Annotated in this window: 19 protein-coding genes and 1 other annotated feature; of the genes, 1 reads left to right on the top strand and 18 read right to left on the bottom strand. The window is 37.8% G+C overall.

Annotation, left to right across the window (positions count from 1 at the left end):
• Positions 1-225: 225 nt before the first annotated feature.
• The 8 genes from yabG to AC2VNP_RS20090 all read right to left on the bottom strand — a co-directional run bounded on the left by yabG (position 226) and on the right by AC2VNP_RS20090 (position 11,039).
• Entirely contained in the window at positions 226-1,095 is an 870-nt protein-coding gene (gene yabG, locus AC2VNP_RS20125) for a sporulation peptidase YabG (RefSeq protein ID WP_486919032.1), read from the bottom strand.
• Positions 1,096-1,171: 76 nt separating this feature from the next.
• On the bottom strand, positions 1,172-2,050 hold the full coding sequence (rsmA, locus tag AC2VNP_RS20120; RefSeq protein WP_486919031.1) for a 16S rRNA (adenine(1518)-N(6)/adenine(1519)-N(6))-dimethyltransferase RsmA: 879 nt from the start codon (positions 2,048-2,050) through the stop codon (positions 1,172-1,174).
• Positions 2,043-2,603: a ribonuclease M5 gene (rnmV, locus tag AC2VNP_RS20115; RefSeq protein WP_486919030.1), complete on the bottom strand. Its 561-nt coding sequence runs from the start codon at positions 2,601-2,603 to the stop codon at positions 2,043-2,045. The genes rsmA and rnmV overlap by 8 nt, the downstream gene beginning before the upstream one ends.
• A gap of 765 nt (positions 2,604-3,368) precedes the next feature.
• Positions 3,369-4,514 carry a ubiquitin-like domain-containing protein gene (locus AC2VNP_RS20110; protein ID WP_486919029.1) on the bottom strand — a complete coding sequence of 382 codons (1,146 nt, stop codon included), beginning with the start codon at positions 4,512-4,514 and terminating at the stop codon, positions 3,369-3,371.
• Between the two features lie 327 nt (positions 4,515-4,841).
• A complete protein-coding gene (locus AC2VNP_RS20105; RefSeq protein ID WP_486919028.1) occupies positions 4,842-5,609 on the bottom strand; it encodes a TatD family hydrolase in 768 nt (255 codons plus the stop codon).
• Positions 5,610-5,755: 146 nt separating this feature from the next.
• Positions 5,756-7,744, bottom strand: coding sequence for a methionine--tRNA ligase (gene metG / locus AC2VNP_RS20100; RefSeq protein ID WP_486919027.1), 1,989 nt, complete (start codon positions 7,742-7,744; stop codon positions 5,756-5,758).
• 178 nt (positions 7,745-7,922) lie between these two features.
• Positions 7,923-8,177, bottom strand: a binding site (T-box leader).
• Positions 8,178-8,246: 69 nt separating this feature from the next.
• On the bottom strand, positions 8,247-10,079 hold the full coding sequence (locus tag AC2VNP_RS20095; RefSeq protein WP_486919026.1) for an ATP-binding protein: 1,833 nt from the start codon (positions 10,077-10,079) through the stop codon (positions 8,247-8,249).
• A gap of 18 nt (positions 10,080-10,097) precedes the next feature.
• Entirely contained in the window at positions 10,098-11,039 is a 942-nt protein-coding gene (locus AC2VNP_RS20090; RefSeq protein WP_486919025.1) for a DNA double-strand break repair nuclease NurA, read from the bottom strand.
• 239 nt (positions 11,040-11,278) lie between these two features.
• Here AC2VNP_RS20090 and abrB point away from each other — a divergent pair, with 239 nt between their 5' ends.
• The gene (abrB, locus tag AC2VNP_RS20085; RefSeq protein WP_275120596.1) at positions 11,279-11,566 is read left to right on the top strand and encodes a transition state genes transcriptional regulator AbrB; all 288 of its coding nucleotides are present in this window, start codon (positions 11,279-11,281) and stop codon (positions 11,564-11,566) included.
• 46 nt (positions 11,567-11,612) lie between these two features.
• Here the strand turns inward: abrB and rsmI are convergent, their stop codons facing one another.
• From rsmI to AC2VNP_RS20035, 10 genes are all read right to left on the bottom strand, one after another.
• Entirely contained in the window at positions 11,613-12,479 is an 867-nt protein-coding gene (gene rsmI, locus AC2VNP_RS20080) for a 16S rRNA (cytidine(1402)-2'-O)-methyltransferase (protein ID WP_486919049.1), read from the bottom strand.
• Positions 12,457-12,735 (bottom strand): GIY-YIG nuclease family protein, encoded by a 279-nt coding sequence (locus tag AC2VNP_RS20075; RefSeq protein ID WP_486919024.1) that lies wholly within the window; start codon positions 12,733-12,735, stop codon positions 12,457-12,459. Before AC2VNP_RS20075 ends, rsmI begins: the two co-directional genes overlap by 23 nt.
• On the bottom strand, positions 12,728-13,465 hold the full coding sequence (locus AC2VNP_RS20070; RefSeq protein WP_486919023.1) for a tRNA1(Val) (adenine(37)-N6)-methyltransferase: 738 nt from the start codon (positions 13,463-13,465) through the stop codon (positions 12,728-12,730). Before AC2VNP_RS20070 ends, AC2VNP_RS20075 begins: the two co-directional genes overlap by 8 nt.
• Before the next feature lie 368 nt (positions 13,466-13,833).
• Entirely contained in the window at positions 13,834-14,175 is a 342-nt protein-coding gene (gene yabA, locus AC2VNP_RS20065) for a DNA replication initiation control protein YabA (RefSeq protein ID WP_486919022.1), read from the bottom strand.
• Positions 14,176-14,188: 13 nt separating this feature from the next.
• Complete coding sequence (locus tag AC2VNP_RS20060; protein WP_275120610.1) at positions 14,189-15,013, bottom strand: PSP1 domain-containing protein; 825 nt, start codon at positions 15,011-15,013, stop codon at positions 14,189-14,191.
• Positions 15,014-15,019: 6 nt separating this feature from the next.
• Positions 15,020-16,009: a DNA polymerase III subunit delta' gene (gene holB, locus AC2VNP_RS20055; RefSeq protein WP_486919021.1), complete on the bottom strand. Its 990-nt coding sequence runs from the start codon at positions 16,007-16,009 to the stop codon at positions 15,020-15,022.
• A gap of 21 nt (positions 16,010-16,030) precedes the next feature.
• Positions 16,031-16,360 (bottom strand): cyclic-di-AMP receptor, encoded by a 330-nt coding sequence (locus AC2VNP_RS20050; protein ID WP_216831175.1) that lies wholly within the window; start codon positions 16,358-16,360, stop codon positions 16,031-16,033.
• Positions 16,361-16,373: 13 nt separating this feature from the next.
• Complete coding sequence (tmk, locus tag AC2VNP_RS20045; RefSeq protein WP_486919020.1) at positions 16,374-17,024, bottom strand: dTMP kinase; 651 nt, start codon at positions 17,022-17,024, stop codon at positions 16,374-16,376.
• Positions 17,021-18,487, bottom strand: coding sequence for an aminotransferase class I/II-fold pyridoxal phosphate-dependent enzyme (locus AC2VNP_RS20040; RefSeq protein WP_486919019.1), 1,467 nt, complete (start codon positions 18,485-18,487; stop codon positions 17,021-17,023). Before AC2VNP_RS20040 ends, tmk begins: the two co-directional genes overlap by 4 nt.
• 215 nt (positions 18,488-18,702) lie before the next feature.
• Complete coding sequence (locus AC2VNP_RS20035) at positions 18,703-18,918, bottom strand: sigma factor G inhibitor Gin (RefSeq protein ID WP_486919018.1); 216 nt, start codon at positions 18,916-18,918, stop codon at positions 18,703-18,705.
• Positions 18,919-19,644: the final 726 nt, after the last annotated feature.

The following is a 19,644-nucleotide window of genomic DNA, read 5'->3' as shown; positions in this document are numbered from 1 at the left end:
AATTATATCAATTAGACAAGAATTTTGTCAATAATATTTATTTGACTGCATGTACTTTTTTTCTAACATCTTTAATACAATGGTATTATTCCTCATTTTTCTAAATATATGTATGATTTTTCAATACGTATAAACGAAAAGTGCCTCGCCCTCATCACAGCCTATAGTTACAAGGATTTTGATTGCAACTATAAGCTAAAAAGGTACGTAGACACCATTCGACACTTATTGTTCGTCTTCGTATTCAGAGATTGGCATACCTCTTCTCATAAAACCTTTCGTTTCTATTCCTCCAAGTCCACGCTCGCCAGTAATTGTATTCTTCAATACATCCCATACATTGACTTGGTCCATAAACGGCGTTAAGCTGATTTTTGCAACGATATAAACGGGGTCTAACGCATGAATGTTGATACGGTCCGGAGAACTCGCATAATTTGCACCAGTTTTAATTAATGTTTCAAAGTGGGACTGACAAGCTCCTGCGAATATTACGAGATCGTCGAGGCTTGGAACCCTTTTACGGGCTATCCTAACCGTTTCTGCAAAATACTTGGAATGACGGTATCCTTTTATATCTTTTTGATTTCCTCTTGTTTTTAAATAGGCATCATGACCTGTTACAACTAAAATATCAGGTCGTACCATTTCTAAAAGAGAATCGATTTGTTGAGGCATCTCTTTTTCAACCACATGCACACCGTAAACAGGCACACCTAGTTTTTCATAAAGCTCCATACACTTTCTTAAATACATCGAGTCTCCATCAATATGGAGGACTCGACCTCGAATTTCAAAATAGGAAGGTTCGGTACTATAACCTGATGTCGCTTCATAATCGCCTCGCTTTTTTATGACACGACTATCTTGGCGAAACAGATAATAGCAGTTATCCTCTTTTTCTTTCTCCTTTTTTCTTCTTTCTCTATGCTCATCTTCACTAATAGCAACTAAATCGTCTAAAGGTGCATCTGCAACGAGACGCACATCTTCTCCATACAATTCTGCAACATTATCGTTTATAGAAGAAATCCGAAATAAAATATCACATTGATATGATTTCCGGCCTACAATCTGCCCTACCTTCAACTTCATAAAAAACTCCTCCTCACCAATTAGCCTATGTGAGAAGGAGTGAAAGGGTGCTTCAGTTTTTAGTTACCAGCCTAAATCATTTAACCTTTAATAATCCGATCAATTCGTTACTTAATTGTGCAAATTCTTCAATAGAGAGTGTTTCTCCACGACGCTTCGGATCGACATCTGCATTTGTCAACGCTGATTCAATATGTTCTTTATGATCTTTTCCAAAATGATGAGTTAGATTATTAAAAATCGTTTTCCGACGTTGAGCAAAACTTGATCTTATCACTTGGAAAAAGAAACTTTCATCTTCAACTTCAACAGGCGGCTCCTCACGAATGGTCAATCTTAATACAGCAGACTCAACATTCGGTTGAGGAACAAAGACCGTTTTGGGAACGGTAAAAACAGTTTCAGCCTTTGCATAATACTGAGCAGCAATTGATAAAGAACCATAATCTTTGGAGCCTGGCTTTGCTGCAATTCGATCAGCTACTTCTTTTTGTATCATAACAACAATTCCTTTAATCGGTAGCTTTTCTTCTAGTAACTTCATCAGTATAGGAGTCGTTACATAATACGGGAGATTAGCGACAACCATTACGTCTTGTCCCTCTTTAAACTCCTCCCTCATAACTTGGCTTACATCTGCTTTTAGGACGTCTGAGTGAATAATTTTTACGTTATCATATGGCGAAAGCGTATCACCTAAAACCGGGAGTAGACGTTGATCGATTTCAAAAGCTACCACTTTATCAGCACGCTTTGCTAATTGTTCTGTAAGAGCCCCTATTCCTGGCCCTATTTCAATCGCTCCAACTTGTTCATTCACGCCTGCAGCATCTAGAATACGTGCTAATATGTTTAAGTCGATTAAAAAGTTTTGCCCTAAACTTTTCTTAAATGAAAACTTATATTTCTCTAGTATAGCTCTCGTTCGTATCGGTGTTGCAATATCTTTATTCATTATTTTCCTCCTCAAGCACCTGTTGTAACGCTTGTGAAAATTCTTCTTTTGTAATTTGAAAAACATGCAGTCGTTTATGTAGTTGTTTCCCGTTAGCGTAACCAATTTTAAGAGCCAATCCAATCCGTTCTCTGCGGTCACGAGATTGAGGCCCTCCAATCAGCCCGCCATCAATCAGATCCTGCCATGTAATTTCTTCTTGCGGGTTTTCAAACTCTTGTTTTACATTAGCTAAAGCTTGGCGAATAGCTTCGGGAGTTGCATTTTCAACTCCTAAATCGTTTCCTCTCTTTGAAATGGCATCCACTTTAGGTAAAAAAGCATGCTTACAACCTGGAACCCGTTGACTTACAATATGCCTGATGCGCTCTCCTGGGTAATCTGGGTCGGTTAAAATAATGACACCTCTACGGGCTTGGGCTAATTGAATCCGGTGAATGACCGCTTCTCCAATCGCTGATCCGTTCGTTTCAATCGTATCTGCATTAACCGCACGTTGAACCGCAACCGTGTCATCTCTCCCTTCAACGACGATTACTTCTTTAATTTTCATAAAAAATCCTCCGAAAAAATGAAACTTTTTATAGTATAGAACGTCTAATAAGTAAAGACAAATATTAAAATAGATTTAACATCTATTCCTACCTCATACTGCCGAATGCACAGCACTGTTTTGAGTGGGGTTACCTACAGGTATCTTACCTGTATTTTAGTATTTAGCAGGGAAGCGACATCTGCACAGGACCTCTAATGTGATGTTAGTTACAGCGACCGACCGTTCGGTGGCGCTGACAAACATGGCACCTGTCGCCTTGCTTGTTTGTTTTAGAACGACTAGCTTATCTTTGCCTCTACAATCCTAATTTACGTCGTTGAGCTTGAAATACCGGACTCTGAGGCCCTTATTTTTTGCCAAAAGCTGCTCTTTTGAGTTTAAGCGGACTCTGAGGCCCTTATTTACTCATATTCATGCTGTTTTTACGTGATTTTTATCAAATAAGGGCCTCTCAGTCCGCCAAGTACTGAAATATGGTGGTTTCCGGTAAAATAACGTCCTCTCAGTCCGCTAAATGATTCCAACTTTAAAAAAACATGCATGCGATGCGAGTTCACACCGAGATGCATCTAGGTCTATCTGTGGTGCTGCCTGGGACATTCCTTGACTAACTATAAGTACCATACCATCGGCTCGAGGCCCTCCAGTCCTTACGCTACTTAACGACGGCTTCCGTTTTTTTTGTTAGTATTTATCTTTATTCGCTTATCTATTTATGATAGCAAACAGAAAAAGCACAGAGAGGTCTCTGTGCTCATCGAGTTAATCTAAAATGGTAATCGTCACTGTCCTTCTTCCCCAGTTATATGCATCCGCTTTGGTCGGAACATGAACATCAATTTTATTCCCGCGGATCGCACCGCCTGTGTCACCAGCTATAGCTGTACCATAACCTTCGACATGGACTCTTGATCCGAGAGGAATGACATTAGGATCGACCGCAATGACTTTCATATTACGATTATTTTTTAAATTAATACCAGTTGCTGTAATACCACTGCAACCACTGCAATTAGCAGTATAAGCAGTTGCTGATACCCTTAGTGTTTTACCACTTGGGCTAGATTGACTTGGGCTTGACTGACTAGTTGAAGTTTGTGTTGGAGAACTTCCACGAGAAACGGTCGGAGTCGGTTGACGTGTGCCTACTGCGACTACTCGATCCTTACTCTCTCTTGTCGTCTCTGTTTTTATGAGTTCCCTAGAGACTTCCTTTCCATCTTCTAAGACAACTTCATAATGCTTTTCAACAAGACCACTTTGCCCCGAATCTACAACTTTCTCTTTTCCTTTTTGTAACGAACTGTCATTTTTCGTTACTGTGGCAAATGCTACAGTCTCTTCCACTACATCGGTGACTTTTTCTACTCTAACTACCTTAATTTCTTGTTCACTATTAAGTACGTCTTCCAAAGCTGGTTCAACTCGATCCAGCTCACCTATGGCGATCGATTCTCTTTCTAAAAAGTCAGCGACAGTAGTCGAAGTTGTCCATACTTCATGTTCTTCCCCGTCACTTTTGACTCTTACCATAAAAGCAGATTCATACGTAACATTCATTTCAGGTTGAATTTCTGTATTTAAGCTAGGACTGATTTTATCATGTTCTTTAACCGTAATATCTAATTCAGCAATTAAATCTTCTACATTATCAGCAGTTGTCCAGACCAGCTTTTCATCACCGTTGATAGCTACATTGATTTCTTTAGCTAATTTCCAACTTATGGACATATTTCCTGTAATCTTTTCACTTATAGCTGGTTCTAACTCATCGTATTCGCCTACAACGAATCCAAGTTCTTCCATTACCTCTGCAACAGTATTGGCATGAGTGCGAATTGTCACTTCTTCTTCATCTGCAGTTACCGTTACATTCGCTTTCGTTGTTTCATAGATTGCAAAGCTCATTGTCCCGATAACTAGGACAAAACATAGTATGGAGATCGTCAGCTTTTTCCCAAAATTTAGGTTAGAAAAAAGCAAGCTTATCCTACTGGGTTCCATGTTTAATCTTCCCCCTTCTTAAGGTACGAATTATAAACACTTCACCTCCTTTTGTCAACTAGTATAATGTTAATTTGTTTCCCTCATAACAACTATTATCCATAAAAATCCGCCTGAAGGAAACAAATATTTATCGACAAGTTCAATGTATGCAAGCCCGCTTCATTGTAGAACTCATACGAACTAAAGAAAATTTAGACAAGCCCTCTCAAAATACGACAGAATATTCTATCAAATTATGTTAAATAACTTTTTAGCATTGTCCATTGTTTGTTGTGTCAGTTCCTCATATGTCATTTCTTTTAATTCAGCAATTTGTTTGGCAACGAGTTCAACATATGCTGGTTCATTTCGCTTCCCACGATACGGATGTGGTGCTAAATATGGACAATCCGTTTCAATTAACAAACGATCTAAAGGTACTTCAACAGCCACTTCTTTAGGTTTCTTCGCATTTTTAAAAGTTACAGGTCCACCAAAAGAGATATGGAAGTTCATATCCAGGCAAGCTTTTGCAATTTCAACACTTCCACTAAAGCAATGCATAATCCCACCGACTTGTGAAGCTTCTTCTTCTCTTAGAATATCAACAATATCTTGACTCGCTTCACGGTTATGAATAATGATTGGCAGGTTTACTTTTTTTGCTAAACGAATTTGTTTTCGAAATACTTCTTTCTGAACGTCTTTTGGCGACTTATCCCAATGGTAATCCAGACCCATTTCACCTAAGGCAACTACTTTCGGATGTGCAGCGAGCTCCTCTAATAAGGCTAAGTGCTGATCAGTCATATCTATTGCGTCCACTGGGTGCCATCCTACAGCTGCGTATATGTTCTCATACTTCTCAGCGATTTGTAGAGCTCCTTTTATCGTCTTCTCATCAAAGCCAACAACCACCATGTGAGTGACTCCAGCTTCTTGCGCACGCTGGATCACTTCCGCTCGGTCTTCTTCAAACTGATCCGCATTAAGGTGGACATGTGTATCAAATAACATACTTTTATCATCCTCTCGTTGTCTAAATATACTAGTGAAACTAATTATTATCTCAATAAAACAATGTTAGTATCATCATTTTTTAAAAAAGGGAAAGAGTAAGCTGTCATCTAAAAGCTTACCCTAACCCTGATTATCGTTTGCTATTATTTTACTTTTGCTCCGTTCGGCATTGACTGGTCAACTGAAGCAAGTGTAAGTTGATCCCCTTCAGAAGCAGCTAAAATCATTCCCTTAGACATTTCACCACGAAGTTTTATTGGTTTTAAATTCGTCACACAAATGACTTTACGACCGACTAAATCTTCTGGAGAATAATATTTCGCTATACCAGAAACCACTTGTCTTTGCTCGTAGCCGAGATCAAGCTGAATTTTTAATAACTTATCTGCTTTTTTCACAGGCTCTGCTTTGATAACTTCTGCAACACGTAAATCCACTTTCATAAAGTCATCAATTGTAATTTCTTCTGTTTCCTCGACCTCACTATTAGTTACCTCAGGTTTTGGTTCATCTTTTACTAGTGAACCGCCCATCATTTCAACAATATACTTCACTTCTTCTTCAACGTCGAGACGTGGAAAAATAGGCTCACCTTTGGATACAGTCGTCCCAGAAGGAATTTGGCCAAATACTTGGATTGAATCCCACGTTGTGATGTTTTCAGCTAAACCTAATTGCTGCCAAACTTTTTTCGGTGTTTCTGTCATAAACGGCTGAATTAAAATGGAGATATATCGTAAAGACTCAGCCAGGTGATACATAACAGCTCCCAGCTTTTCCTTTTCATCTTCGTTCTTTGCTAATACCCAAGGTTGTGTTTCATCAATGTATTTATTTGTTCGGCTTACAAGCTGCCAGATCGCTGAAAGTGCAACGGAAAACTCCATATCTTCCATTGCATTTTCCACTTTTTCAACTGTAGCATCTACAAGCTCGACTAAACTTGAATCAAACGGTGTCCCGTCTTTCACATAAGAAGGGAGTTGCCCATCAAAGTACTTATTAATCATTGCCACCGTACGATTTAATAAATTACCGAGATCATTCGCTAAATCGTAATTGACTCGTTCTACGAAGCTTTCCGGCGTGAATACGCCATCTGAACCAAATGGAACTTCTCGTAATAAATAGTATCTAAGTGCATCTAAGCCGTAGCGGTCAATTAATGGTACCGGATCGACAACATTTCCTTTGGACTTTGACATCTTGCCATCTTTCATTAGTAACCAACCGTGACCAAACACTTTTTTCGGTAATGGTAAATCAAGGGCCATTAGCATAATTGGCCAATAGATCGTGTGGAAACGAACAATTTCCTTCCCGACAAGATGAACATCTGCTGGCCAGTATTGTTTATATTTCTCATCATTCGAATTTCCATAACCGAGAGCTGTAATATAGTTAGAAAGCGCGTCAATCCAAACATAGACTACATGTTTTGGGTTACTCGGAATTTTTACGCCCCATTCAAACGAAGTACGAGACACAGCTAAATCTTCTAGTCCCGGTTTAATGAAGTTATTAATCATTTCATTTTTTCGTGACTCTGGTTGGATAAACTGCGGATTATCCTCATAGAACTCCAACAAACGATCAGCATATTTACTCATACGGAAAAAGTACGATTGTTCACGGACTTTTTCTACAGGGTGCCCGCTATCCGGACTTTTTCCACCGACTACTTTACCATCTTCCATAACTGGATCAACGAGTTGGTGTTCCGTGTAAAAAGTCTCATCTGGAATGGAGTACCATCCTTCATACTCATCTAAATAAATATCACCTTGAGCGAGTAATTGTTCGAAAATCTTAGCAACTACGTCTTTATGTCGGTCTTCTGTCGTACGAATAAAGTCATCATATGAGATATCAAGTTTCTTCCATAAATCTTGAATACCACTTACAATTTCATCCACAAATTGTTGCGGTGTTACGCCTTTTTCTTCTGCTTTTCGTTCGATTTTTTGACCATGCTCATCAGTACCTGTTAAATACATGACATCATAGCCACGTAAACGCTTATAACGAGCCATCGCATCTCCGGCTACTGTTGTATAAGCATGACCAATATGCAGCTTATCACTCGGATAATAAATTGGTGTTGTAATATAAAATGTCTTCTTCTCACTCATTTTAAAATGTCCTCCACTTAGTTAATTTTTTCTTTATTCCTTTCAAATTCTTCAATAAAACTTTACAATAACACCCTTGTGTTCCACCTTTACTCAAACTAAAATTGGTTTTAGGTAATCGTTACCCTTTATGTACTGTTTAAGAAAGGAGCTGAACATATAAAAAAGCCCTCATCCAGCAAGGGACGAGAGCGAACTCACGTGGTACCACCCTATTTCCCCATTCTTTCACAAGAATAGGCTCAATAAGTCGTTTGACTTCTCTAGTAACGCTAGAGTACGTTGCTCCCTTATTAGTGTCTAACTCGAAAGCAATTCCTCACTGGACCATCTTCTAATAGTGACTATACTGGTTCCCAGCTATCCCAGCTCTCTGTCTTAGCTTCCTTGCTAAATAGTCGACCTATTATACTCATCCGTTCATTGGAAAGAATATTCATTTCTTTACATTTAAGTTCTTCCACATCTCACCAAAAAATATACCGAATAAATACAGCTAATGTCAAGGTCGATCATAGATTGTTGCAAATGGATTTTTGACCTTTTTTAGTTTTCCTTTTTCTGCTAATTGTTCTAACTCTCTTTTGAGTTGAGCAACATCCCAGCTTTTCCCCAGATCCTGATTGATCTCATCGGTATGACGAATTAATGCTGTTTCTGATAATGGGAGTAAAGACTGTAACACCTCTAGTATATCTGCATCATCCTGCTCATTCATTACCTTTAATTCATCAAAAGGATTTAGTACGTGTGGGCTCGTCGTATCTGCAAGGCGAATTCTGATCGCAAGCGTTCTTCCAAATATGGCTGACGAAACAAAGACATCTCCAGAACGCAAATACGGCAATCTTTTTCCTTCTTCGTGTGTTAAATCGGTTTCTTCCTTTATTGTTTGTATATCTGTACCACGAACCGTCCGGAAAACAAACTTTGAGTTTAATTGAGCTGTGATCGTTTCATCTAATAGAGTCGGTCGTTGTGTTGCAAAAATAAGAAACACACCATATTTTCGACCCTCTTGCGCTATTTCTTTTAAAACACTTTTGGCAGGAGCATCATATCCTTTCGGAGCAAAATTATGAGCCTCATCTGTAACGATCACAAATGGAGGGAAAAAGGTTCCTTGTTCATTTTGAAGTTTAGCATCTCTATACGTTCTTCTTTTCGTATAAAGTACTCCAATCACAAAGCTGGAGAATACTTGCAATAGCCAAACCGAACCTTGGATGACTACTAATTTACCACTATTCAAGCCATCTTCAATGGCACGGATATTATGTTGAAACAAACCAGATTGATATAACCGATTTAAACGCCACTGAATTCCTTTTACCGAAGACAAAGGCAAGCTGCCAAACTGATTTAATAGCTTTTGATACGTATCATATTGTTCCAGTTGCTCACGGGACAAACCATTGCCATCATAAATAAATGCTTCTACTTTCTGTTTACCTAACTCTAAAGCATCCACTAGATTAGCAATGCGGTCACTAAATGATTGGTAGCTGTCTTTTCGCTTATGTACACTTTGAATTACATTGACCATCGATTCCGTTAAAGAACCAGCAGCACCGAGGAGACGTTCAATATCTCTTGTTGTTAAAGAACTAAAATCAACCCCTACATCTCTTCCAATTTGAACAGATACGTATTTATTAGAATAATCTGCTCCATTCAATCCGTCTGATACATGACTAAAATTCATTTCAAAGTGAGGGTCAAACACGATTGTAGGAATCGATTGTTTCATAATTTCTTCCAACATCACTCGTAAACCAAAGGATTTTCCAGAACCAGATCCACCAAACACACCGATATGCGGGTATTGTTGCATCGCTTTTATATCAAAAATAAAAGGTACTCCATTTTGGTCACGTTCCACTTCTTGCTCTTGAATTTTCATAAGCTGCTTGAGTTCAGAAGGCAACGATTCCATTAAATGATCTGTACTCCTTATTTCACCTAACACTAAACCGTCTTGAGGTTGTACTTTTACTAAGAAATGTTTAACTTCTGCAAATTCAGGAGTCCTTACAGAAGCACCCGTTTGAATCGGTTGAATCGCTTCTTCAAATAATCTCACTTTAGAAAGATTAATCTCATCAGCACCAATATCATACCCAAGCTGTTCTAGCGTCTTTAACACTTGTGCATCAACAATTCCTTTATCATACCCCATCGGAATAAAGCGATTATAGGAAAAGGTTTCGACGACTTCACCCATTGGATTTCCAAGTCTATCATCTTCAATGAGTAAAATTTCATTGATTCTAAATTTATGTTCTTTTGAAACGATATATATTTCATGTTGTGTTGTTATACCAACAACTTGCATACTACCCTCTCCCTTTTACTAATATAATCTATGTGTTCGTTTCGGTGAGAATAAACGTCGAGTAAGTTCTGGATCAATATACTGTTCAACTAAAGCTTCTACTAACTTATCAGTAATGCGGACATCTCGATCAACCATATCTAAAAATAAGGGAATTCCTCTTCCCTCTTTCGGAGTAATCGAGAAAATAAAATCACAAATTCGATTGATTTCTTCTGTTTGTTCAATTAATACATCAACACCAATTACCGCTGGATCCGTCGAGGGTCTCAGCCATGCTGTATGAACTTGAGGTTTATGTTGAACCTTTTCAAGAAACAACATCTCACCTTGCTTTAATACACCAAACAACAGATCTCGGTCATACACCAACTGTTGACCCTGTGCCTCATTAAACTCCAGCTCTAAAACTTGATACAAGAAGCTTGTACCCACTTCCTCTGTCACACCGGCAATAAGAACATTGTTCAACAGCGCCAGATCTCTTACCTCTTGCCAAAGCTTTGGTGCATCAATGGCGTAATGTGTGAGTGAACCATCCATTAAAATAAGTTTGATAGCTCCTTGTTCCATCATCGCTTTAGCAACCATCAATTCTAATTCAGCCATTTTTGATGAACGGACTCGCTTTTGACTTTGAATTTCCTCTTCACTTGTTTCTATGATCTCTTCTAGCAAAGGAGTGTATAGATCAAATTCCCACTCTTCTACTCCTCTAATGGTTCGTGCCAATGCTTGAAAGAAATAGATAACATGAGGATATTCACCTTTCGTCTGGTTGACAGACCCATCAACAGCTACTACTTCAAGCTCCCCAATCCAGTTCGACAAAAAGTCAGCTTCATTTTGAGACATTTGTCGAAACTGTCCGTTTTTGTCGAATAAACTTTGTCGAATTGTCGAATTAATCCTTTGCTTATTTCCATATTTCATCCTTAGTTCATTATCCAATTTTGTCATTTTTTCTATAAAATGTCTTGGCACTTCTAACAACTATACTCACCTCTCATTTTAAAACCCTTGTTATACAACAATCTAACATACAAATTAGAAAAAATTACTAGCAATATACTTAATTTTGTAAAAAAAATAAATTGACTTGTTTTGGAAACACTGGTATTCTTGGTTTATAAAGAATTTTGTCGAAAAATGACATCAATAAAACAAGATATAACCATACATTGGGAGGAGAAAAGAACATGAAATCTACAGGTATTGTTCGTAAAGTTGATGAGTTAGGACGGGTGGTTATTCCAATCGAGCTTCGTCGTACACTTGATATTGCAGAGAAAGATGCATTAGAGATTTATGTGGATAACGACCGTATTATTTTAAAGAAATATAAGCCAAATATGACTTGTCAAATTACTGGGGAAGTATCTGATGATAACCTTTCAATTGCAGACGGAAAAATCATCTTAAGTCCTCAAGGTGCTAAAGCAATCATTGATGAGCTTTCTAGTTACTTAGAAAAAACTAATAAATAAATTGATATAAAAAACGTGGCTCTGCAAATGCAGAGCCTTCTTTCTGTTACTTATGGTATTCTGCATATACATCCCGCTTTGGCAACTGCCTTTCTTTAGCTACTTCCTTAATAGCTTCCTTACTACTCATCTGCTTCTCTATATAATGTTCGACATGTTCATTAATTGAAAGGTTTTCCCACCATACGTCTTCTGTTAGCTGAAATTCACTTGCTCCATCCACAACGACACAAAATTCTCCTCTAACCTGGGAAGATTGACACCATTCAATTACTTCAGATATCGTTCCACGAATAAATTCTTCGTATCTCTTAGTTAATTCGCGACAAATGGCTATATTCCTATCACCTAATTGTTCTAATACATGCTTTAACATTTCTTCTAAACGATGAGGAGATTCATAAAAGATAATTGGCACTTGAATATTCTTTAATTGCTCTAATTCCTTTTTTCGCTCTTTTTTTTGTCGATTTAAAAAGCCATAATAGTAAAAATGCTGTGTATTAAGTCCTGATGCAATCAGAGCCGTAATGGCTGCATTTGCTCCTGGTAAAGGAATAACTGAAATTTCTTCTGCTAGACAATCTACAACGAGTTCATATCCCGGATCTGAAATAGCAGGGGTTCCCGCATCACTCACTAAAGCCACATTTCGTCCTTCTCTTAAAGTTTGGAGTAACTTCTCCCCACTGCCTCTTTTATTATGATCATGATAACTTACAAGTTTAGTATCGATTTCAAAATGGAGACATAATTTTTTCGTTTGTCTCGTATCTTCTGCTGCAATGACATCTACCTCTTTTAAAATTTTGACCGCTCGAAACGTCATATCTTCTAAGTTACCGATAGGAGTTGGTATTAAATACAAACTTCCTATACCTTCTCTTTCTTCAAAGCTCTTTTGCTGCCACATCATTTAACTTCCCTTCTTGTATTAAACGCTCTTTTTCTCGTTTTGAAAGTTGTTTGATCGCATATTCTGATTGCATTGCTTCCTTTTTCGTCCAATATTCCTGACAGAATTCTAGTACAAATGGGCCCTTCCCACGAGTGTACTTTGCTCCTTTTCCAGCTTCGTGCATTTGGATTCTACGCTCAATATTATTGGTATAGCCTGTATAGAGCGAGCCATCTTGGCAACGAATCATATATACATAATGATTATCCATAATAAATGGCTTGAAACTCCTTCGTATACGTTTTTTCATCTTCATAGACGACAATTGTCGGTAAACATTTAACGCCTGGTTTCCCGTCTTTTATTCCTTCAACAAGGACGATATTGGCTTCTTTATTGGCTTTCGGCTGAACAAACTGAACTCGTTTAGGCTCAATTCGATATTTCCTCATCTGCTCAAAAATATCCGTGAGCCTTTCTGGTCGATGAACGAGAGCAACCTTTCCCTTTTGTCTTACTAATTTTGAACAAACCTGAACAACATCTTCTAATGTACAATAAATCTCATGCCGTGCTATTTGAAAATGCATATTTACATTTCGATCCGATAATTCTTTTTTCTCAAAATAAGGTGGGTTGCATGTGACTACATCATATTCTTGACTTAAAATTTCTTGAGGCAATGACTTAATATCGGCTTGAACAAAATTGATCTGACTGGAAAGTTGATTAAGTTCATTACTCCGAGCAGCCATATCAAACAACCTTTCTTGAATTTCCACACCAGTAATCGCAGCTTTACTTCTTGTACTTAACATAAGTGGTATGATCCCGTTTCCTGTACATAAATCGATAATCTTTCCTTTTTGGATCGGAACATAAGCGAACTTCGCAAGTAAAACTGCATCAATTGAAAACGAGAATACATCACTAGCCTGTATGATTTGCAAGGACCGGTCCGGTAAATAATCTATTCTTTCACTCGTATGTATTGTAACCATTACTTCCTCCAAATTTCATTGCGTTAGTCCTATTGTACACTAACACTAACAATTACATAAATAGATACAAAAAAAGCCCAAGCGCCCGTTTAGCGAGGTACGGACTGGGGCACACCGTATGAGATAAAGGAAACACGGTGAAATGTTAATGAGCCGAAGTTGATTTATCGCAAGGAGGAGAGCGAAGTCTCGATAGTCACTGGGCGCTGGGCTAGACACCTTCGATTTTATACTTTCTTACCTCAAAAAAAAGAGGATGACTCTTCAATAAAGTGTCCAGACCTTCTGCTACAATCCTGATGTAATTAGCCAGGTTCTATTGTAAACAGATGATCAAACACTTTTGAGTCATCCTAAATGCTGTTCGATTATTTTTGATTAAAAAATGATAAGCAAAAGAGACAATCATCTTTACGGATACTACCGTAATCCGTACTACAAATGTGGAACCCTTCTTGATACAACCTAGCTAAATTATCATACCCTTCACCTACTGGTTTCTTCTTCGTAGGATCTCTTTCTTCAATCGCTTCTTCTTGTTCAACTGTTTCATCAAGGCGTTTTCTCAAATTTTCATTCTCCACCTTTAAATAGTGGTTCTCCTCAATGAGTAGCGCAAGCTGTTCCTTTAAACCACGGAGTTCATCGTGTAAACCGCCAATTCGCTCTTCAATTGAACTAACTTGTGAGAAAATCTCCTTTTTATCCACGTTTCCCACCTCATTACTCTGTGACTTGGGTCGAAACCGTTTCTTCAAAAAGCTCTTCAAGTGTGAATTCAACGATTCGTTGTTGTTCAAATAACTCAACTTGAATAATACGCTCTAAAATGTTAAGTCCCACTACTCTACCTCGTCCATTTGGCGTTTTAATTTCCTTCCCAATATCAGGCAAAGATTGTTTTACAGACTCATAATGATCATTTTCATATTTTAAACAACACATGAGACGACCACATAACCCTGAAATTTTTGCCGGATTTAACGACAAGTTTTGATCTTTAGCCATTTTAATTGAAACAGGTTCAAAATCGCCTAAGAACGATGAACAGCAAAGAACTCGCCCGCACGGACCAATTCCACCTAGCATTTTGGCTTCATCTCGAACACCAATTTGACGTAATTCAATTCGGGTTCTAAATATAGCTGCTAAGTCTTTTACAAGCTCTCGGAAGTCAATTCTTCCATCAGCTGTAAAATAAAACAGAACTTTATTGCGGTCAAACGTATATTCTACATCAACAAGCTTCATATCTAGTTGATGTTCTATGATTTTTTCTTGGCAAACATTGAAAGCTTTCTTCGCTGCTTCTTTATTTTCATTGACAATTAGCTTGTCTTTTTCATCAGCAATACGAAGAACTTGCTTTAACGGAAGGACGACATCGTTATCATCGACTTCCTTTTTTTCAATGACTACCCTTCCATATTCCACCCCTCTTGATGTTTCGACAATTACCCATTCACCTTTAGGTAACTCGAATTCACCAGGGGAAAAGTAATAAATTTTACCCGCTTTTTTAAAGCGAACACCTACGACATGATGCACTATCAACTATCCCTCCTGTAATCTGAGCAAAAGCCGCTCCATTAATAATTGCGGATTTACATTTGAACTCAGATGTCTCTTTGCATCAAAAATAGCCGACATTTGTCTGGAAATCTTTTCTTGTGAGCTATATAATGCTTGGTGATCAAGGCGTTCTAACTGGTCAACAAAAATAAGACCATCTTTTTCCCCAAGCTGTGTGTATAATAAATCTCTATACCATAAGAGCAATAAATCAATTCCTAACCCAAGCTCTTCTTTTCCTTTAAAGTGCGGTAACCACTTTTCTTGAAGGGTAAAGAACATTTGCTGGGGGCGAGAATAGATCTCTTCCGTTAATTGTAACACTACATTACGTGCTTGTACAATCCAGTCTTCCTGACAAAGTTGGCGTGCATCTTCTAGATTGGAAGTCATTTCCGTAAGAATTTTCGCTATAGGGCGTGATAGACCTTCTTCATCCACTAACACCTTTTCCATCTCTTTATTAGAAAGCGGGGAAAAAGATAAGACTTGGCTGCGTGAAATGATTGTATTTAACATTTGATGTAAATGTTCAGTAAGAAGCACTGCAATAGTAGGTGCTTCAGGTTCCTCAAGAAACTTAAGCAAACTATTTGCAGCACTTGGAGTCATTTTCTCCGCATGTTTAATAATATAAAACTTTTGTTTTGATTCCATTCCTCGGTAAGAAAACTCTGTTCGCAGTAACTCTACTTGCTGTTTTTTAATGGATTGCCCATCGGGTGCAATCAGATGAACATCTGGATGATTTCCAGAAGCAATCCGTTTACAATCGCGGCACTCACCACATGGTTCAGCTGTCGTTTTTTCTTTACAAAAGTAACTTTTCCCCAGTTGCAGAGCGACTTCCATTTTTCCCGTGCCTCTGCTTCCCTCAAAAACATACGCATGGGTTAAGCGATCTTTAGTAATACTATTCGTTAATATTTGGACAACCTTATGTTGAGTTTGATTAAGCTGCTCCCACGTCATTAATTCCCAACACCTTTTATTTTAAAATTGCTCAAACTGTTCAACTGGTAAAACAAATACCGTTGCTCCACCAATTTGCACCTCTACTGGATAAGGAACATACGAGTCAGCATTTCCACCCATTGGTGAAATAGGAGCCACTAGTTGTTCTCTGCTTTTACAATTGTCTTTAATAATTTGTAGGACATCATCGACATTCTCATCTTCAGTTCCAATTAAAAAAGTCGTATTTCCTGCTTTTAAAAAACCACCTGTACTGGCAAGTTTCGTTGCACGATAGTCCGTCTTTACTAATGCCTCCGACAGGCGATTACTATCTTTATCTTGAACTACAGCTATAATTAACTTCACTATACATACCTCCTCAGTCTTTATCTAACGCTAACGCTTCTAAGTGTTGTTCGATCATCAGAAGAGCGCTGGAATATACACTTTCAAAAGATCCATTGGCATTAATAACTTGTATGCGGTCTCTATACAATTTCGTAAGTTGATCATAGCCTTCGAGCACTTTCTTATGAAAAGTTTCATTTTCTTGGTCCAGTCGATTTACTTCTCTGCCTCTATCTTTTGCTATTCTTGCTAAACCAACTTCCGGCTCAACTCTAAAATAAAGCGTTAAATCCGGCCAATATTCATCTATAGCTATTTGATTAATTGTTAATATATTCTCAAAACCGATTCCTCTAGCAAACCCTTGATATGCTAAACTACTATCAATAAAACGATCACAGAGAACAATCTTGCCTTCTTCTAAGGCTGGAACGATTTTCTCTACTAAGTGCTGGCGTCTCGCAGCGGCATATAGTAATGCTTCCGTTCTTCCGTCCATTTCTGTATGTTTTTCATCCAAGATCACCGAGCGGATTTCCTCAGAAATTTTAATTCCACCTGGCTCCCTTGTCATGACAACATCATAGCCTTTATCTATTAAATAGTCATATATTTTTGATAAAGCCGATGTTTTCCCAGCTCCTTCTCCACCCTCTGCTGTAATGAATAAACCCTTTCTCATCCTTCTTCTTCCTCTTTTCTCTCATCTATAATAAAAACTTTAACTCCCGTTTCTTTTAAGTTCGTATGACCTTGAAAACGAGTTTCTGCATCGATTAACTTTAAAATAGTTTCAATCTTTTCTTCAGTTATAGTTTCCCCCGGTATCAACATCGGCACACCTGGTGGATAGGGAATAATCGGTTCCGCAATCAAATGACCTGCTGCATCTTCTAAACGTACATTTTTCGTGACATAAGTACTCATTGCCTCTTGCGTTAATTTTACAGGTGATAGTCGTTGTAATTCTACTTTCTTACGCCTGCTTAATCTTTCTCTAACCTTGTATGGCTTTAAAGCACTTTCTAGCACTGACACGATAGTTTCGATTTCTTTAAAAGGTGCCAAAGGTAATACAAGAAGCAAAAACTCCTCATTGGCTAACTCTATATATATATCCTTTTCTTCTAATAATCGTTGAATTTCGATCCCAGTTAATTCACAGTTCGTTCTTAAAGTTATTTTAAGAGGATCTATTGTCAACGAAGCATTTTTCTTTAACTCAACAACGGTAATCTGAGGAATTTCTTTTAATAGATCTTTAAACTGGTTAATGATTTTTACTAACGTAGACACTTCATCCTGATTTAGGTTGGCCACATAATATCTGGCTAAATCCAATGAAGCCATTATCGGATACGAAGGACTACTAGATTGTAGAAATTGCAAGTAGTACGCAATTTTTTCGTTAGAAATTAACGCACTATTAACATGTAAGAAGGAGCCCATCGTCATTGCCGGTAACGTTTTATGTGCCGATTGAACGACAACATCAGCACCTTGGCTAATTGCTGGTGCTGGTAACCCTTCTCCAAATCCAAAGTGGGCACCATGTGCTTCATCGACAAGTACTGGGATATTATGTTGATGAACTGTTTTAATGATTTCTTCCAAATTTCTCGTCATCCCGTAATAACTCGGATTTGTTAAAAAAAGTGCTTTTGCCTTCGGATAAGTTTGAATTGCTTGGATAACCGTCTCCAAGCTGACACCTGTTGATAACCCAGAATCTTCATCGTAATCGGGTGTTAAATAAATGGGTGTTGCTTGTGCTAATTGTATGCCATTCATTACTGACTTGTGACTGTCTCTTTGAACGAGAATTATCTCATCTTTTTTACAAACAGATAGGATCATTGCTAAATTGCCAACGGTTGATCCTCCCACTAAAAAATAGGATGATGCTGCACCATATGCATCTGCTAATAATTGTTGGGCTTCCTTTATAATGGTTTGCGCATCATGGAGATCATCTAATCCATTCAATTCTGTCGCATCGAGTTTTAGTATGGAAGCAAATGAATTCTTTGCAAATGCAGGGAAGACACTCCCCCACTTATGGCCTGGAACATGAAATGAATGAGGCTTCTTATGAAGGTGGTCCATCAACTTTGTAAAAAGTGGTGTCGTTTGTTGATTTGTCATATAGATTTCCTTTGTAATATATTTGGTTTCTATTATAAAGCATTTCATCAAAACATGCTTGTCACACTGTACATAAAAGTGTTTTAAATTCAATAAATACTAAAGGCTGACTCATACGTGTCTCATCTCCTAAAACATATACGATAATGAAGGCCTCTACTGGGCACTTCATTTCGCATATAAGATGTGTGACACAATACTTGAGTCAGCCTCTATTAATTAATCGTTGGTATCTTTATCTTTTTCATCTTCTTTAAGTAGTAATGATAGAACAAGTCATCTGGGTCTGTAAGTACAATCTGTCTTTCACAATCTTCACAAATAAATTGTTCAACCAAATGAATTCCTTCACTTTTCTCCTGATCACATACTACGCATTGCTTGTGACCTGTATTCGTTACCTTTAAGTTATCGATAACAATCACCCCCATTATGAATTAATGGACAAGTTGATCGAAAACTATACATTTTTTAAAATATTCTTTTACTTTTGTGAGCAAATACCTAGACCTATTCTTTACTATATGTTCTCCTTTATCTCAATGTGTCTGTCTTCATACTGAAAGTGCGTTTTTTTATGAGGACTGGGCGCGTCTGAATAAGCAACATTTTCATTACATCGGCTGAATTTATGATCTATCAGCGTAACTCCTTGATATATCGGCGAGGCAGGATTTTTAGTCATTTTATATATTAAAAAATACAAACCGTATTGGCTGTGCTTTTTACCTAGTGACGGTTCCTGCCAACGATGACATGGTGGATGAGAAATCCTCGCTCCGATGAGTTAAGACTAACCTGTTAGATTAGGTTTGCCGTATGGTTCTCTACGATTTTTTCATCGTAGAAGTACTGAATTTTGTAGGTTTTTGTCGAGAAATCGATAAAGTGAAAAAGTTGAATGTAAAATCGGAAAAGTTGAAAATAAATTGACCGAAGTTGAAAATAAATGCATAAAGTTGTTAAAATCAAGCCAGTCAAGATCAAAGCAACCTTGCAAAAATTAACGAATTACAAAGATAAAATTTAAATATAGTTATGTTTTAGCTGACATCCTAACAAAAAAAGCACAACCCATTTGGATTGTGCTTGGTGCCTAGCGACGTCCTACTCTCACAGGGGGAAGCCCCCAACTACCATCGGCGCTGAAGAGCTTA

It is taken from the genome of Alkalihalobacterium sp. TH-98 (assembly GCF_057473385.1).
This window is presented reverse-complemented; position numbering and strand designations above follow the sequence as displayed.

Excerpts from the sequence above, each read along its gene's own strand:
- yabG (WP_486919032.1), bottom strand. The coding sequence starts at position 1,095 with ATGAAGTTGAAGGTAGGGCAGATTGTAGGCCGGAAATCATATCAATGT.
- rsmA (WP_486919031.1), bottom strand. The coding sequence starts at position 2,050 with ATGAATAAAGATATTGCAACACCGATACGAACGAGAGCTATACTAGAG.
- rnmV (WP_486919030.1), bottom strand. The coding sequence starts at position 2,603 with ATGAAAATTAAAGAAGTAATCGTCGTTGAAGGGAGAGATGACACGGTT.
- AC2VNP_RS20110 (WP_486919029.1), bottom strand. The coding sequence starts at position 4,514 with ATGAGCTTTGCAATCTATGAAACAACGAAAGCGAATGTAACGGTAACT.
- AC2VNP_RS20105 (WP_486919028.1), bottom strand. The coding sequence starts at position 5,609 with ATGTTATTTGATACACATGTCCACCTTAATGCGGATCAGTTTGAAGAA.
- metG (WP_486919027.1), bottom strand. The coding sequence starts at position 7,744 with ATGAGTGAGAAGAAGACATTTTATATTACAACACCAATTTATTATCCG.
- AC2VNP_RS20095 (WP_486919026.1), bottom strand. The coding sequence starts at position 10,079 with ATGCAAGTTGTTGGTATAACAACACAACATGAAATATATATCGTTTCA.
- AC2VNP_RS20090 (WP_486919025.1), bottom strand. The coding sequence starts at position 11,039 with ATGACAAAATTGGATAATGAACTAAGGATGAAATATGGAAATAAGCAA.
- abrB (WP_275120596.1), top strand. The coding sequence starts at position 11,279 with ATGAAATCTACAGGTATTGTTCGTAAAGTTGATGAGTTAGGACGGGTG.
- rsmI (WP_486919049.1), bottom strand. The coding sequence starts at position 12,479 with ATGTGGCAGCAAAAGAGCTTTGAAGAAAGAGAAGGTATAGGAAGTTTG.
- AC2VNP_RS20075 (WP_486919024.1), bottom strand. The coding sequence starts at position 12,735 with ATGGATAATCATTATGTATATATGATTCGTTGCCAAGATGGCTCGCTC.
- AC2VNP_RS20070 (WP_486919023.1), bottom strand. The coding sequence starts at position 13,465 with ATGGTTACAATACATACGAGTGAAAGAATAGATTATTTACCGGACCGG.
- holB (WP_486919021.1), bottom strand. The coding sequence starts at position 16,009 with ATGACGTGGGAGCAGCTTAATCAAACTCAACATAAGGTTGTCCAAATA.
- tmk (WP_486919020.1), bottom strand. The coding sequence starts at position 17,024 with ATGAGAAAGGGTTTATTCATTACAGCAGAGGGTGGAGAAGGAGCTGGG.
- AC2VNP_RS20040 (WP_486919019.1), bottom strand. The coding sequence starts at position 18,487 with ATGACAAATCAACAAACGACACCACTTTTTACAAAGTTGATGGACCAC.
- AC2VNP_RS20035 (WP_486919018.1), bottom strand. The coding sequence starts at position 18,918 with ATGGGGGTGATTGTTATCGATAACTTAAAGGTAACGAATACAGGTCAC.